Source organism: Methyloceanibacter stevinii (genome assembly GCF_001723355.1).
GTDB classification, from domain to species: domain Bacteria; phylum Pseudomonadota; class Alphaproteobacteria; order Rhizobiales; family Methyloligellaceae; genus Methyloceanibacter; species Methyloceanibacter stevinii.
The window spans coordinates 192,094-207,118 of the sequence record NZ_LPWE01000010.1 but is presented as its reverse complement, the minus strand read 5'-3'; the positions used below and the strand labels follow the sequence as shown (position 1 = coordinate 207,118).

Below are 15,025 nucleotides of genomic sequence, written 5' to 3'. Positions count from 1 at the left end.
GACCGGGAGGCTCAGAAATAGAGCCCGACATTGATGTTGAAGCGGGCGTGCCAATCGTTGTCCAGCCCGCCGTCGGCCAGCGCGGTGGTCCAGTCGCCACCGAGCCAGGGCTGGTTCTTGCCCATGGCGAGGTCGATATAGATGTAGAGCGGATCGGCATCCACGGCGCAGCCCACCACGTTCTGCAGGCTGTTCTTGAAACCACTCTCCTGCTTCGCCATCAGGCTGAAGTCGTTGTAGAACGTGAGCGACTTCACGCGTTGCCAGTCGACCGGAAGCGTATAGGCGACCCCCGCGGTGTACACGGACGCCACCGACGCCACGTAGTACTCCGCGTCGTAGGCGCCAAAGACGACGAAGCTTCCGTCCGGACTCGCGTCACGGTTCGGATCGTTGTCGACGTCATAGTCGTAATGCAGCGCCTGAAGCATCACGTTCCAGCGGTCGTAGTTTCCGACGAGATGAGCCGCGACCGCGTAGCGGCTGCCGTCGCCGCCAAGAGGATTGCTGTTGTCGACTTCCCCGGCCATGAGCGACACGCCGATCTCCGTGGCGTATCCCTCCCGGTGATCGATCGTGTAGGCCAGCCGTCCGTTGAACTGGTTGCGCTCGGCATTGCCGTTCGTGCCCTCGCGCACGAGATCGTAGGAGTAGCGCGCGCTGTCGCCGCTATCGCCGAAATAATTCCCCTCGTCCTTCGGGAAATAGGCGAGCTGAATGTTCCAAGGCGAATCGTCGGCGATGTATTTGACACCGAGATCGTAGTCGTCTTCGAGCCCGAGATAATAGGGCAGCTGGAAGAACCAATTGTGCGAGGCGTAAGGCAGGATGCCGAACGGCACCTTGGTCACGCCGGCCTGAACTTCGCGCGTCTCGCCGAACTTCCGCCCGATCCACGCGTGATGGATCATTGAGTAGTCGTGGCCGTCCGCGAATTTGTCCTGGTAGTAGCGGTATTCGAAGGAGCCGATGATCGGGCTCGCCTCCTCGTCCAGATCGAGATTGACCCGCGCGGTGTCGAAGGCCAGTTCCCCCGGCCAGTCATAGGCGTCGTCCCAGTCCTTGTAGATGTAGTTGACGCGGAACGCGCCGCCGATGCGCACGGGCCCGATCTTCAGCGGCTCCCAACCCTCGTCGACAACGTCATACGGATCGTCGATCTCGGGATCGCCCGCGTCCGGATTGCCGGCGAGCGGATCGTCGATTTGGATTTGCGATTCGGCAGCGCCTTCGGGCACGGGGCCCGTGCCCGGATCTTCGACCGGCGCGGAAGCGCCCTCGTAGACCTCCTGCGCCTGCAGCGGCAATGTTCCCAACCCGAGGGAGATCCCGACCGCGAACAGCCGCAGCGGAGTGGCACGGGACATCCTGCATGGGACAGCGGCCTTCATGGCAGCGGGCGCCCCTTCCAAAAGCGCGTGTGGCGGTTACGATCCAGCCGCACCCGTTCACTCTCGGCAATGGACGCGGCGACCCTTCGCATGAGCATGTCACACGGGGCGGCACCCTGACCAGGGCTGGGCGGTCTCTCGGTCCTTCGTCATTGCCGGACTTGTTCCGGCAATCCATTTGGGCCACGCCCAACAACGCGAACTCCCTAGTGGATGCTCGGGACGTTTAGCTTGCGCTATCGCTTCGCTGCTTGAGCGCGTACCCGAGCATGACGAGTCAGGTGATCATTGCGTACGATGCCCACCAGGACCCGTCAGGCAGCGTGAGCATCGGGGAGTCGGAGAACCGGATCAGTCGACGACGACGTCGCTGATCTGGATCATGGGCGCGAGATCGGTGTAGTTCGGAATGTCCCCCATGATCTCGTCGGCATGCGGGCCGAAAGCGCCCTGGAAGCTCTCGACCGAGTCGCAGTAGATGTGACACATGCCGACGAAGGGCGCATCGCTCTCGGGCGCGCCGCCTGCGATACCCTTGTCGACCGTATAGCGCAGGCAGGCATCGCCCATCTTCTCCGCCACCATCGGCATGTGCTTCTGGGCGTAGTATTCGTGGTCAAATCTTGCCCCGGCTTCATTGGGGTAAAAAACGCTGACCTTGATCATGCGCGTGCTCTCCTCGAATGGTCGGATGATTGTGTAAGGTTTGAGTGTGTAGGACGGCCACGAGAGTGTGTCGAGAGTAAGGGACAAATGCCTGCGCGCGCAGTGTCGCGTCTCTCGTTCGAACGCGAACGTCCGCTTGGACGCTAAGGATGGCCTGGCGCCGCAGGCGTGTCCAAGTCCACGATGTAGGCCGCCAGGTCATTCAATTCCTCAGGACCAATTGGAATGTTCGGCATCATGGGATGTTCGGCCTTGATTCGCTGAATGACTGCCTTTGCGGAACCGCCAGACCGATCGGCGATGTCATCGAAAGTCGGAGCCTCTCGAACGGGAGAGCTCTGGTCGGGAAGAATCGCATGACAATTGGCGCAGACTTCTTTGGCGTACACGAATCCCTCTTGGGGATCGCCCGTCTCGAGCGGCTCCGCACTGAGGCCGGTGGAGACCAAGAGCAAGATTGCAGAACTCAATAGCGCGAGTTTCATTCGACCCTCCATGAGCTCGTCGGAAGCAAGGCCGACCATAGCAGCTACCCGCAATCATGCGTCAGGCGACTTACCGCCGTTTCACATCCCGTGCCTCTGGACTAGGGCCCAAGAGAATGCCCTTAGGCTATCACCTGCTGTTTTGACCTTCTTTGCAAGAGCCTTGGAACAGCCCGTAGGAGCCCCGCAATTTGATAAAGCGCGTGTATTCGGGCGGCAGCCTGTCGGGTACCGGGCGCTCCTCGATAAAACCGATGTCGCGTTCGCCATCAACGCTTCGTACCTGCCACGTCTTGCCCCGCGTCGTGATATACGCTTCCGGCAGGGGCGGCGCGAGACTGTCGCTTTCCTCCGTGGCGTCCTCCTCTATGCCGCGCACCAGCGAAAAAAGGATGTCGTCCCGGCCAATATCGGGGTTGTGGTGGACGGCGGCGGTTAGCTCCGCAAAGATCTTTTCTCCCGCACCGTGCGGCAAGTAATAGCCGACGCAAGCAAGGACTAGCGTCGCGCCTAGGGTTCCAAATCCGGTCATCTCAAAGCGCCCTCGATCGCGACAGTGCCCGGTTCACTTAACAACTCCAAGTCCGACCCTTTCACGTCTGAGCCTTCCAAGAGCAGCTCCCTCAAATACCTTTCCGCCTGAGGCGGACAGTAGCAGACAAAAAAACGGAGCCTCGGCGTTTTCGCGTGGTTTTGGGTAAGCGACGTTGATGAAGATGGTATGGCCCAACGTGGATGAAAGCCGCCTGCACAAAGCCCTCCCAGGGTGCGACGGTGATGCGGGTAGCGCAGTGCCCGCAATGGGCGTAGTCGACCAAGGCGGAGACACGCCCGGTGACGGCAAAATCGCCGCCGCCGCGCAGGAAGGAGCGAAGATCATGGACATCGTTCGCAATGGGACGCAGCCCTCTGTCGAGGGCCCTGCCGATTGGTTCACCGGCGAGGTGCGGATCGGCTCGGCCTTTCAGCGGGAGGACCCGGCCCGGGTTACCGGCGCCGTGGTGACGTTCGAGCCCGGTGCGCGCACCGCGTGGCACACCCATCCGCTCGGGCAGACCTTGATCGTGACCGTAGGTGCCGGCTGGGTCCAGACGGAAGGCGGACCGCGTCAGGACATCCACCCCGGCGACGTGATCTGGTTTCCGCCGGGCGAGAAACACTGGCATGGCGCGACGGCGACCACCGGGATGACCCATATCGCGATCCAGGAAGCCCTCGACGGCAACAACGTCACCTGGATGGAGAAGGTCGCCGACGAGGACTATCTGGGAGGGACGCAATAGATGCCGCATGTCGTCGTGAAGCTTTGGCCCGGTAAGAGCGAGGAGCAGAAGACGCAGCTCACCGAAGCGATCGTGCGCGAGGTGACGGGTATCCTCGGCAGCGGTCCCCAGTCCGTCTCCGTCGGTTTCGAAGAGGTCGCCTCGGACGATTGGACGGAGCAGGTTTTCGAGCCTGATATCCTGAACAAATGGGACACGCTGACCAAGGAGCCCGGCTACGGGCCGCGGCCGAACCGGTCGTAGGATCGTCCGAATTCACCACAGAAGGGCCGTCCTTTTCCGCTAACAACCATCGCAGCGCCCGTCCCGCGGCGCACGCCCCCCACTTGAAAGGCTAAGACCATGCGCGCAACCGTCATGTACAAGGCACACGATGTGCAGATCGCGGACGTTCCCGACGCCACGCTCCACAATCCCACCGACGCGCTCATTCGCGTGGCCCGCGCCTGCATCTGCGGCAGCGACCTCTGGCCCTATAACGACGGACCGAATGTGAGCGGCCAGCAAATGGGCCATGAGGCCATCGGCGTGGTCGAAGCGGTGGGCAGCGATGTTCGCACCGTGAAGCAGGGCCAGGTCGTCGTCATGCCGTTCGCCTATTCCGACGGCACTTGCATGTTCTGCGGCGACGGGCTGCAGACGTCCTGTGTTCACGGCGGCTTCTTCGGCCAGGGCACCGAGATCGGCGGCGCGCAGGCCGAGGCGCTGTGTATTCCGTATGCTGACGGCACGCTCTACCCATTGCCGGTCGGCGAGGACGATGCGCTGATGCCCTCGCTTCTTACGCTCGCCGATGTCATGGGCACCGGCCATCACGCGGCACGGGCGGCCCGCGTGGCGCCCGGCGACAGCGTGGCCGTCATCGGCGACGGCGCCGTTGGCCTTTGCGGCGTCATCGCGGCGAAGCGGCTCGGGGCCGAGCAGATCATCATCATGGGCCGCCACGAGGATCGCATCGCGCTCGCAAGGGAACTCGGCGCCACCGACGTGGTGAGAGAACGGGGTGAGGAAGCAAACGAGCGCGTCCGCGCGCTGACCGGCGGGTTCGGCGCGCACGCTGTGCTCGAATGTGTCGGCACCGGGCAGTCCATCGGCACGTCCACCGCCATCGTTCGCCCCGGCGGCGGCATCGGCCGCGTCGGTGTCCCGCATTACGACACGATCCCGGCCGCGCAGGCGACCTTCTATCAGAACGTCAGCGTTGCCGGCGGGCCCGCGCCCGTGCGCGCCTATATCGACGAACTGCTGCCGGACATCATGGAAGGCCGCATCGAGCCGGGGCGCGTTTTCGATCGGACCGTCGATCTCGACGGCGTTCCCGACGGCTATCGCGCCATGAACGACCGCAAGGCGCTGAAGGTGATGGTCCGGCCGTAACGTTCTGGACCGCGCATGTGGCGATGCCTTCCTCCACGCCGGTTTGGCGACGCTGACGGCCTTGGATTTTGGCGGTATTGTCCCAGTCTCTAGCCTGGTCCGGCCACCGCCTATCCAACCAAGGAGTGATCCATGATGCCGTTCCTCATCAGCGCGCTCGTCACGATCCTCCCTGACTATATCTACAGGCGCTACGGCCAGGGAAAGCGGCCAGGCAAAGAGATCACGCTGCATAATTTCTGGTACGAACTGCGCTGGGGGTTGATAGCCTGGATCGTACTTGTCCTGTTGATCCTTTTGCTGGGTGGCGGTGGCGATGTGGGGTCGGCCGAGATGACTACGGTGAACGGAAACGCATCGGCCAACGACCTGCCGTTCTTCATCACGGCGCCGGGGCACACGGACGGGCTGCTTGTCGCGGTGGCCCTTTCATTGGTGCTCGTCGTCTTAGGCCTCGGCCTTCTGTACTTCCGAATTCAAGCTTGGCCCGACCGCCTGGCGCGGGGCGCCACGAAGGTGCAGCTTCAGATCGTTGGCATCCTCGGCCTCATTTCGCTGTTCACCTTCAACAACATCTACTGGGTCGCCGGTCTGGTCTTGGCCTCCATTCGGTTCCCCGACTTCGTGACGCCGCTGAAGGATATGGCGAAGGCGCTGTCTAAGAGTAGCGAGACAAAGACCTGATCCATGATTGAGCTCATATTCAGCTTCCTCGTTACGATCCTGCCCGACTATCTCTATCGGCGATACGGCCAGGGCAAGCGCTTTGGCGAAGAAATCACGCTGTATAATTTCTGGTACGAGCTGCGTTGGGGCATCACCGCGTGCGCCGTCCTGACCACCACGCTCGTTACCGTCATCTTCTACTTCCACCCGATCGCCTCGAACGTCATCGTCGGTTTCCGCACCGTCTCGATCATTTCCGATCGGCCGGGCCGGGTCGAAGAGGTGTATGTCACCAACAATCAGGAGGTGAAGGCGGGCGACCGGATCTTCAGCCTCGATACGAGCCGGCAGCGCGCGGCGGCCGAGACGGCACGCCGCCGGATCGCCGAGGTCGACGCGGCCATGACGCAAGCCCAGTCCGAACTCAGCGTCGCCAAGGGCAACATCGTCGTCGCGGAAGGCGCGTTGCGGCAGGCGCAGGACGAACTGAAGCGCCGGGAAGAGCTGTATGAGCGCAATCCAAGTGTCGTCTCGGCGCAAGAACTCGTGCGCCTCGGCGCGGCGGCCGAGAGCCGCGAAGGCGCGCTGAAAGCCGCGCGGGCGCAACGCGACGTGGTCGAGTCGCAGATCTCGGCCAGCCTGCCCGCACAGCGCGCGAGTGCCGAAGCCGCCCTCGCGGAGGCGGAGACGGAAATCGAAAAGGCGACCGTGTTCGCCGGCACGGACGGCACGGTGAAGCAATTCGTCCTGAGGCGGGGCGACATTGTCAGTCCGGTCCTCCGGCCTGCGGGGATCTTGGTGCCGACGTCGTCCGAAGGCCCCGTGGTCCTCGCCACGTTCGGGCAGATCTCTGCCCAAGTGCTACATGTGGGCATGATCACCGAGATCACCTGCTCCTCCAAACCGCTGACCGTCATTCCCATGGTCATCACCGACGTGCAGGACGTCATTGCGGGCGGCCAGGTTCGGCCCAGCGACCAGCTCCTTGATGTGGAGGAGCGCGCCCGGCCCGGCACGATTCTGACGTTTCTCGAGCCGGTCTTCGAAGGTAGTCAGGCCGGCGCACTGCCGCGCGGGAGTGTCTGCAACGGTGTCGCCTACACCAGTCACGCCCGCGCGATCGACGAAGGCAAGATCACGGGCGGCCGCGCGCTCCTGATGCGGGTCGTGGACGGCATGGGCATCGCCAACGCCATTGTCATCCGTGCCCAAGCCCTGATGCTGCCGATCCGCGCCGTCATCTTCGGCGGTTGATTCTCTACTTGCGCTACGGCCCCAGGCCAAACCGCAGATTGATCCCCGCACGGACGACATTCGCGGTGTCGTCGATGTCCACAAAGGCCGTCGGCAGGAAACCGTACGGGGGATCGATGACCGGTTCCATATGGACCTGATCAGTTCGCCGTCCAGCTTGGATACGGCTCTCTGCTGGTAGTCGTCGGCGCGCGCGCGGTACCAACAGAGCTGGCCCAGGTCTCAGCTTGCTGGTCAGCAAGGATCCTAGGAGCTGCTGTCCCTTGTTTCGGATAGCAGGCTCTTGAACAAGAACATCGGCAGGATGATCGCCGCCAAGACCCCAAACAGCCACACGATGAGCGTTGCAATCACCCAAGTCGATAGTCCGGTGATCGTCAGCCCATTCGTGAAAAGGGTCGTCAGGAATAGGCCAACAAACGTCGTCACCAGGGCCACACCGCCACTTAGCTGCCGCACGTACTGGAGCGACAGTTTCATCATCAGCGGCCCCGCGATGAACTTCACCACTGTGAAAATCGCAAGGACGACGAGAAAGCCAATCACGTTGATCGAGAATCCGGGAAGAATCCACGCCGCTACGATCAGGCCAACGGCATTGGCGGCCAGTTCCAGCAGGATCGTTGCCAATAGACGCATCATCGTTGATTTCCTCCGCGTGCGCTTGGCCTGTACGCGGCCCCAACGGCGGACAGGCAAGATGGGGCCGAGCTACTCCGAGGTCGGCTCACAAAATGAGGCGCCCCCCGCTTGTCGGCGGTATCGGCAAGTATACCGGGTCAAGTTGACCGGGCCGAGCGCTAATGTGTGACACGGTTGCCTGACCCAGGCGCCTCGAATGTCCGCTTGGGGCAACCACGGACAACTAGCCGCCGGTCTCTCTAGGGTCCAAACCGCAGATTGATCCCGGTACGGACGACATTCGCGGTGTCGTCGATGTCCACGAAAGCCGTCGGCAGGAAGCTGTATTGCGGGTCGAGCGTGATGCGCTCGGTGCCGAAGTCGTAATGGGCGTATTCGACGAAGACGGAGAGGTGTTTCGTAAGCGCGTATTCGCCACCGCCGCCGATGGTCCAACCATCGCGTGTGTCGGTGGCGCGGTAGGCAGTGCCGATCTGCGTGGTCGCAGCCGCATACGAGACGCGCTCCCAGGCCATGCCGCCTTCCGCGTAGAGAAGCACGTCGCCGAAGCCATAGCCGAGGCGTCCGGTGAGCGCGCCGAGCCCTTCGGTTTTGCTGTGGTAGAACACGCCCGTTTCGCGGGCGGAGGGGTGCGTGCCGTCCGCGTCCGTCCAGCCATAGTCGCCGCCGATGCCGAGCACGATGCCGTTCGAAAGCTGAACGTCGCAGCCCGCCTGCACGCCGCCGATGAAGCCGTCTGTGTCGTGGCCGCCCAGCGACACGCCTTCGAAGGCGCCGCCCGGCGTTCGCGGGATCCATTTGTCGCTGGTGCCCCAGGCCCCGCCGAGATGGCCGCCGCCGTAGCAGCCGGTCCATTGCGCGGGCGAGGCATCCGCGCGCTCGACGAGCATGCCGCCCGCGCGGGCTTGTCCGCTAAGAGCGGTCAGGATCAGAAAAGCAAATAGGACTGTGCGCATGCCATCGGCCCCCGTCGATGAGGGGCCAGTATAGCGCAAGTCCTGCCGCCGGGCGCGATCCGCGCAAGACGGCACCGAATGGCAAGTTTCGCCGGGAAGTTGCGGATAGGGTGCATCGGCAGAGCCCTAGGCAAATTCGGAAGGAAGACATGATGATACCGTTTGGGCGCAAGGCGGCCGCCGCCTGCATGTGCGCAGGGATCGTGGCCTTCAGCATCCTCCCGCCGCTTGTCGGGGGCGTCGCGCAGGCTGCCGAGAACGCCCCCGCGCCAGGGTCACCGACCTACAAGTCCACGATCGACGGGAACTACCTGCCGAACCCGCCCGCGCCCTTCGGCGGCGAGATCAATCTCAACGCGTCCCAATCGAAGCCCTACTGGCCGGCCCGGATCGTGCCGCCCAAGGGTGCGCCCAACATTCTGCTCATCATGACCGACGACGTGGGCTTCGCGGCGCCGAGCACGTTCGGCGGGGTGATTCCGACACCGGCGCTCGACCGGATCGCGAATGCGGGCTTGCGCTATACGAACTTCCATTCCACGTCGCTGTGTTCGCCGACGCGCGCGGCGCTGATCACCGGACGCAACCATCATGCGGTCGGGTTCGGCGTGATCACGGAGCAGTCGACGGGTTTTCCCGGCTACAACAGCCTTATCGGTCCGGAGAACGCCACCATCGGGCGCATCTTGCTCGAGAACGGCTACCGGACCTCGTGGTTCGGCAAGGACCACAACACGCCCGATTGGGTGGCGAGCCAAGCGGGCCCGTTCAATCAATGGCCCACGGGCATGGGCTTTGAGTACTTCTACGGCTTTGTCGGCGGCGACACGAGCCAGTGGCAGCCGAACCTGTTCCGCAACACGACGGCCATCTACCCTTATGTGGGCAATCCGAAGTGGAACCTGACCACGGCCATGGCGGACGACGCCATCCACTGGCTGAACCAGCTCAACGACATCGATCCGTCCATGCCGTTCCTGCTGCACTACGTGCCGGGCGGGACGCACGCCCCGCACCATCCGACGCCGGAGTGGATCGAGAAGATCACCGACATGCATCTGTTCGACGGCGGTTGGAACAAGTTGCGCGAGACGATCTTCGCCAATCAGAAAAGGCTCGGCGTGATCCCGCAAGATGCGAAGCTGACGCCCTGGCCCGAGAAGCTCCTGCGCAAATGGGACACGCTCTCCGACGAGGACAAGAAGCTCTATATCCGCCAGGCGAACGTCTATGCGGCCTATCTCGCCTACACCGATCATGAGATCGGACGCGTCATCCAGGCCGTCGACGATCTCGGCAAGCTCGACGACACGCTGATCATCTATATCAGTGGCGACAATGGCTCGAGCGCCGAAGGCTCTCCCAATGGCACGCCGAGCGAGGTGATGCAGTTCAACGGCATCGAGCTTCCGGTCGACAAGCAGATGAAGTGGTACGACGCCTGGGGCACGGACGAGACCTATCCCCACATGGCGGTCGCCTGGACCTGGGCCTTCGATACGCCCTTCAAGTGGACCAAGCAGATCCCTGCCTTCTTCGGCGGCACGCGCCAAGGCATGGCCGTCTCGTGGCCCGGGCACATCACCGATCTCGGCGGCATCCGCGAACAGTTCGGCCACGTGATCGACATCGTGCCGACATTGCTTGAGGTCACGGGCATTCCGGCTCCGCGCATGGTCGACGGTGTCGCGCAGAAGCCTATGGATGGGGTCAGCCTCGCCTACACCTTCGACAAGGCGAATGCGAAGGCGCCCTCGCATCACAAGACGCAGTATTTCGAGATGATGGGCGTGCGCGGCCTCTACCACGACGGCTGGATGCTGAGCACGGTTCCCACGCGGCCGCCATGGGTTCTGCTTGGCCCGACCATCGACGACCCGGCCAACGCGTACGAGTGGCAGCTCTACCACGTGACCGAGGATTGGACGCAGAACGACAACGTCGCGGACAAGTATCCCGAGAAGCTGCGGGATATGAAGGAGCGGCTGTGGGCGGAACTGCAGAAGTACAATGCGTTGCCGCTCGACGCCTCGGTCGCGACACGTCTAGTGGCGCCGCGTCCCAACGTGACCGCCGGACGGAAGGAGTTCACCTATTCGGGCGAGACGGTCACCGGCATTCCGCACGGCGATGCGCCGAGCCTGCTGAACACTTCATACACCGTCACGGCCGAGGTGGATGTGCCGGAAGGCGGCGGCGAGGGCATGATCCACACCAATGGCGGGCGCTTCGGCGGTTACGGCTTTTATCTGCTGAAGGGCAAGCCAGTCTTCCTGTGGAACCTGCTCGATCTGGAACGCCCGCGCTGGGAGGCCTCGGAGGCGCTGAGCCCCGGCAAACACACGATCTCGTTCGACTTCAAGTATGACGGGCTCGGTCTGGGTACGCTGGCGTTCGACAACATGAGCGGTATCGGCAAGGGCGGAACAGGCACGCTGACGGTCGACGGCAAAGTGGTCGCCGAACACCGTGTGGAACGCACGGTGCCGCTGATCCTGCAATGGGACGAGACGTTCGACATCGGAGCCGACACGGGCACACCGGTGGACGACGCCGACTATCAGGTCCCGTTTGCGCTCACCGCCAAGCTCGACAAGCTGACCATATCGCTGGACCAGCCCGAGCTGACGGCGGATGACGTGAAGAAACTGGAGGCGGCGCAGAAGTCAGCTGCGGACGCGAACTAGGGCGGTCCTGCAGACTCACCCGCCCGCAAAAAAGGCGCTCCTGTCGGAGCGCCTTTTTTCTTGGAAGCAACCAAGCTGCTAGTAGCGGTAGTGCTCCGGCTTGTACGGGCCGTCGACGCTCACGCCGATATAGGCTGCCTGCTCGTCGTTGAGCTTCGTCAGCTGCGCGCCGAGCTTCGCGAGATGAAGCTGCGCGACCTTCTCGTCGAGATGCTTCGGCAGCACATAGACCTTGTTCTCGTATTTGTCCGAGTACTGCCACAGCTCGATCTGCGCCAGCACTTGGTTCGTAAAGGAGGCGCTCATCACGAAGCTCGGATGGCCCGTGGCCGCAGCGAGATTCACGAGGCGTCCTTCGGCCAGGAGGATGATGCGCTTGCCGTCCGGGAACTCAACCTCGTCAACTTGCGGCTTCACGTTGTGCCACTTGAAGTTCTTCAGCGCGGCGACCTGAATCTCCGAGTCGAAATGGCCGATATTGCAGACGATGGCCCGGTCGTGCATCTCGCGCATGTGGTCGACGGTGATGACGTCCTTGTTGCCGGTCGTGGTGACGAAGATGTCGCCGCGGGGCGCGGCGGCTTCCATGGTGGTGACTTCGTAGCCTTCCATGGCGGCCTGAAGCGCGCAGATCGGATCGATCTCGGTGATGGCCACGCGGGCACCCTGGCTCTTCAGGCTCTCGGCGCAACCCTTGCCCACGTCGCCATAGCCGGCGACCACGGCATATTTGCCGGCCAGCATCACGTCCGTGGCACGCTTGATGCCGTCGGGCAGGCTCTCGCGGCAGCCGTAGAGATTGTCGAACTTCGACTTGGTGACGCTGTCGTTCACGTTGATGGCGGGGAAGGGGAGCGTGCCCTTCTTCTGCATCTCGTAGAGGCGGTGGACGCCGGTCGTGGTCTCTTCGGAGACGCCTTTGAGATTGTCGCGAACCTTGGAGTAGAAGCCGGGATCGCGCGCGAGGCGCTTCTTGATCGTGGCGAAGAAGGCTTCTTCCTCTTCGTTGCCCGGATTGTCGAGCACGGAGGGGTCGGTTTCGGCCTGCGCGCCGAGGATCACCATCATGGTGGCGTCGCCGCCGTCGTCGAGGATCAGGTTACAGGTCTCGCCGCCCGGCCATTCCAGGATGCGGTCCACATAGTCCCAATACTCTTCCAAGGTCTCGCCCTTGACGGCGAAGACCGGCGTGCCCGTCGCGGCGATGGCGGCGGCCGCATGGTCTTGTGTGGAGAAGATGTTGCAGGAGGCCCAGCGGACCTCGGCGCCGAGCGCCTGCAGGCTCTCGATCAGCACGGCGGTCTGGATGGTCATATGGAGGCAACCGGCGATCCGGGCGCCCTTCAGGGGCTGCTCGCTGCCATATTCCTCGCGCACGGCCATCAGGCCCGGCATTTCGGTCTCCGCGATGGCGATTTCCTTGCGGCCCCAATTGGAGAGCCCGATGTCCTTGACGTGATAGTTCATGCCGTCCTGCCTTTGCGTCCTGCCTGTTGCGTCTCGCAACGTGGCTGCATAAAGATATAAAGAAGTCCTTATATGTTATAGGCGGGTGGGGGAGTCAAGATGGGGGTGCGCGGTTTCCGGGCGCAAATTTGCCGCGCCGCCGTTTCAGGTCCCTTTAATCTGCGTCATTTTTGTTGTCCCTGCTGGATGGCAAATTGCCAGCGGATCTATTGAGGAATGAGACCATGGGGAACGAGATCGAGGCTTCTTCCAGGACGGAAGTGGTGGTTTGGGATCCTTTCGTCCGCTTTTTCCATTGGACTGTGGTTCTTGCTTTCGTCGTCGCCTACTTGGTCGAGGATCCGCACGTCGTCCATGTGTGGGCCGGTTACGTGATCGCCGCGATGCTGATTGCCCGCGTGATCTGGGGGTTTGTCGGGCTCCAAGCACGCGCGCTTCACCGACTTCCTGTATGCGCCGTCGACGGCGTTCGCCTATGTGCGAGACCTGCTCCGGATGCACGGCAAGCGCTATCTCGGGCACAGCCCGGCGGGCGGCTACATGATCGTGGCGCTCATCGTGATGCTTGCCCTCACCGGCATCGCCGGCCTGATCGTGTATGGGGGTGAGGAGAACGCAGGTCCGCTTGCCGGTATGGTCACCAAGCAGACAGCCGAGCAGTTCGAAGAAGTGCACGAGGTGCTGGCGAACGTCACGCTCGCGCTCATCCTCGTTCACATCTCAGCCGTCTTGTTTGCGAGCTTTGCGCATCGTGAGAATCTCGCCCGGTCGATGGTGACCGGCAAGAAGCGCGCGGAATAGCGAAGCCCTGCAAGGCTGCCCGCCACCTTCAGGAAAGGGCTGCTAGTCCTCTTCGCCGAAGCCGTCCTCGACCAGGGCCACGAGGGCCTGGATGGCGGCCTTCGCGCTCTCACCGCTCGCCTCGATATGGATGAAGTCGCCTTGCCCGGCCGCGAGCATCATGAGACCCATGATCGAGGTACCGCCGACCGTCTGCCCGTCTCGGCTGACCTGGACATTCGCCTTGTAGTCACCGGCGGTCCGCACGAACTGCGCCGAGGCGCGGGCGTGGAGCCCCTTCTTGTTCGGGATGAGGACGTTGGCCGCGTAGGCCCCGTTGGCGGGGTCCGAGAGTTCGATACGGGCCTTCGTGCTGCCCATCTAGTGCGCCGCGAGGATCTGGCTGGCGACACTGATATATTTGCGGCCGGCCTCCTGCGCCTGGGTGATCGCTTCCTCGAGGCCGCATTCGCCGCGCACGCTCGCCAGCTTCACGAGCATCGGCAGGTTGACGCCGGCTACGACCTCGACGTCGGGTTTTTCCATCGCCGAGATCGCAAGGTTCGACGGCGAGCCTCCGAACATGTCGGTGAGGACGACAACGCCGTCGCCGGAATCGACCTTGGCGAGCGCCGCGAGCATGTCCGCGCGCCGCGCATCGAGATCGTCGTCCGGTCCGATCGAAATCGTTTCGACTTGCTCCTGAGGACCGACGACATGCTCCAATGCTGCCCGGAACTCGCAAGCCAGATTACCGTGGGTCACGATGACGACGCCGATCATGTTACCTCTGGGATGAATGCCGCCCCGCTATGGGCCACTATCTTCTTCAGGCGGACGGGGACTGTGCAAGTCTGATCCGCGCCTTCCTAAACCCGAATGTTCACGCCGCGCAAGTGCGCCGTGGCGGCGACGATCGCCAGTCTAAGCTTCAACGGCGCGGATGCCTCGAATGGCGCCAATTTGAGCACAGGAAGCTCGCTTCCCGCCAGCACGGTCCGGTCCCAGGGGTCCGGGGGCATGCGGGGAACATCCTGTGCGGCCACGAGATCGCACACGACAACCAGCCGCGCCGAACCTGCAAAGGAGACAGTCTGAATTCCGAGCCCGCGCACTTCAATGAGCCCCGCGAGAGTTGGCGGGGGGCTCGCCACTAGGCCGTCGTCCGTGGCCGTCAAACAAACTTGATCGTCGGCAACGAGGGCCGGCTGTCCCGCTTCGCTGACCGGCAGGGCCAGAAAGCGTAAGGCCAGGTCGGACTTGCCGGTTCCCGAGTCACCGCGCAGCAAGACGGCATCCGTCCCCAGTGCGACGCAGGTGCCGTGAACGGTCTCTCGATCATCGTCGCGGACAGGATCGCGCGTCATCGCT

At 63.1% G+C, this 15,025-nt stretch carries 17 protein-coding genes; 7 read left to right on the top strand and 10 right to left on the bottom strand.

Translation table 11 applies throughout. The annotated features are described in order from the left end of the window. Positions 1-11: 11 nt before the first annotated feature. The 4 genes from AUC70_RS04865 to AUC70_RS04850 form a co-directional block, all read right to left on the bottom strand. Positions 12-1,367 carry a porin gene (locus tag AUC70_RS04865; protein ID WP_206599313.1) on the bottom strand — a complete coding sequence of 452 codons (1,356 nt, stop codon included), beginning with the start codon at positions 1,365-1,367 and terminating at the stop codon, positions 12-14. Between the two features lie 375 nt (positions 1,368-1,742). Continuing rightward, positions 1,743-2,057 (bottom strand): EthD family reductase, encoded by a 315-nt coding sequence (locus tag AUC70_RS04860; RefSeq protein WP_069443824.1) that lies wholly within the window; start codon positions 2,055-2,057, stop codon positions 1,743-1,745. Between the two features lie 143 nt (positions 2,058-2,200). Beyond that, positions 2,201-2,542 carry a c-type cytochrome gene (locus AUC70_RS04855; protein WP_141701957.1) on the bottom strand — a complete coding sequence of 114 codons (342 nt, stop codon included), beginning with the start codon at positions 2,540-2,542 and terminating at the stop codon, positions 2,201-2,203. 130 nt (positions 2,543-2,672) lie between these two features. Continuing rightward, positions 2,673-3,017: a hypothetical protein gene (locus AUC70_RS04850; RefSeq protein ID WP_141701956.1), complete on the bottom strand. Its 345-nt coding sequence runs from the start codon at positions 3,015-3,017 to the stop codon at positions 2,673-2,675. A gap of 403 nt (positions 3,018-3,420) precedes the next feature. Here AUC70_RS04850 and AUC70_RS04845 point away from each other — a divergent pair, with 403 nt between their 5' ends. From AUC70_RS04845 to AUC70_RS04825, 5 genes are all read left to right on the top strand, one after another. Further along, positions 3,421-3,825 (top strand): (R)-mandelonitrile lyase, encoded by a 405-nt coding sequence (locus AUC70_RS04845; protein ID WP_069444147.1) that lies wholly within the window; start codon positions 3,421-3,423, stop codon positions 3,823-3,825. Further along, a complete protein-coding gene (locus AUC70_RS04840; protein ID WP_069443821.1) occupies positions 3,826-4,068 on the top strand; it encodes a tautomerase family protein in 243 nt (80 codons plus the stop codon). A gap of 99 nt (positions 4,069-4,167) precedes the next feature. Beyond that, positions 4,168-5,202, top strand: coding sequence for a zinc-binding dehydrogenase (locus tag AUC70_RS04835; protein ID WP_193427306.1), 1,035 nt, complete (start codon positions 4,168-4,170; stop codon positions 5,200-5,202). Positions 5,203-5,334: 132 nt separating this feature from the next. Then, positions 5,335-5,886, top strand: a complete 552-nt coding sequence (locus AUC70_RS04830) for a hypothetical protein (RefSeq protein ID WP_069443820.1) — start codon at positions 5,335-5,337, stop codon at positions 5,884-5,886. 3 nt (positions 5,887-5,889) lie between these two features. Then, positions 5,890-7,122, top strand: coding sequence for an HlyD family secretion protein (locus tag AUC70_RS04825; protein WP_069443819.1), 1,233 nt, complete (start codon positions 5,890-5,892; stop codon positions 7,120-7,122). 246 nt (positions 7,123-7,368) lie between these two features. Here the strand turns inward: AUC70_RS04825 and AUC70_RS04820 are convergent, their stop codons facing one another. Continuing rightward, positions 7,369-7,764, bottom strand: coding sequence for a phage holin family protein (locus AUC70_RS04820; protein WP_069443818.1), 396 nt, complete (start codon positions 7,762-7,764; stop codon positions 7,369-7,371). A 239-nt stretch (positions 7,765-8,003) separates the two neighbouring features. Next, entirely contained in the window at positions 8,004-8,720 is a 717-nt protein-coding gene (locus AUC70_RS04815) for an outer membrane protein (protein WP_069443817.1), read from the bottom strand. A gap of 188 nt (positions 8,721-8,908) precedes the next feature. On the opposite strand from AUC70_RS04815, the gene AUC70_RS04810 reads away from it, so the two are divergent. Beyond that, positions 8,909-11,407 (top strand): arylsulfatase, encoded by a 2,499-nt coding sequence (locus tag AUC70_RS04810; protein WP_069444145.1) that lies wholly within the window; start codon positions 8,909-8,911, stop codon positions 11,405-11,407. 78 nt (positions 11,408-11,485) lie between these two features. Here the strand turns inward: AUC70_RS04810 and ahcY are convergent, their stop codons facing one another. Continuing rightward, positions 11,486-12,874, bottom strand: coding sequence for an adenosylhomocysteinase (ahcY, locus tag AUC70_RS04805; RefSeq protein ID WP_069443816.1), 1,389 nt, complete (start codon positions 12,872-12,874; stop codon positions 11,486-11,488). 411 nt (positions 12,875-13,285) lie between these two features. Between ahcY and AUC70_RS04800 the strand changes: the two genes are divergently transcribed. Next, a complete protein-coding gene (locus AUC70_RS04800) occupies positions 13,286-13,675 on the top strand; it encodes a cytochrome b/b6 domain-containing protein (RefSeq protein WP_342021961.1) in 390 nt (129 codons plus the stop codon). Positions 13,676-13,717: 42 nt separating this feature from the next. Here the strand turns inward: AUC70_RS04800 and AUC70_RS04795 are convergent, their stop codons facing one another. The 3 genes from AUC70_RS04795 to AUC70_RS04785 all read right to left on the bottom strand — a co-directional run bounded on the left by AUC70_RS04795 (position 13,718) and on the right by AUC70_RS04785 (position 15,021). Then, positions 13,718-14,035 carry an HPr family phosphocarrier protein gene (locus AUC70_RS04795; RefSeq protein ID WP_069443815.1) on the bottom strand — a complete coding sequence of 106 codons (318 nt, stop codon included), beginning with the start codon at positions 14,033-14,035 and terminating at the stop codon, positions 13,718-13,720. Next, positions 14,036-14,437: a PTS sugar transporter subunit IIA gene (locus AUC70_RS04790; RefSeq protein WP_045364320.1), complete on the bottom strand. Its 402-nt coding sequence runs from the start codon at positions 14,435-14,437 to the stop codon at positions 14,036-14,038. Between the two features lie 86 nt (positions 14,438-14,523). Further along, the gene (locus AUC70_RS04785; protein ID WP_069443814.1) at positions 14,524-15,021 is read right to left on the bottom strand and encodes an HPr kinase/phosphorylase; all 498 of its coding nucleotides are present in this window, start codon (positions 15,019-15,021) and stop codon (positions 14,524-14,526) included. Positions 15,022-15,025 lie beyond the last annotated feature (4 nt).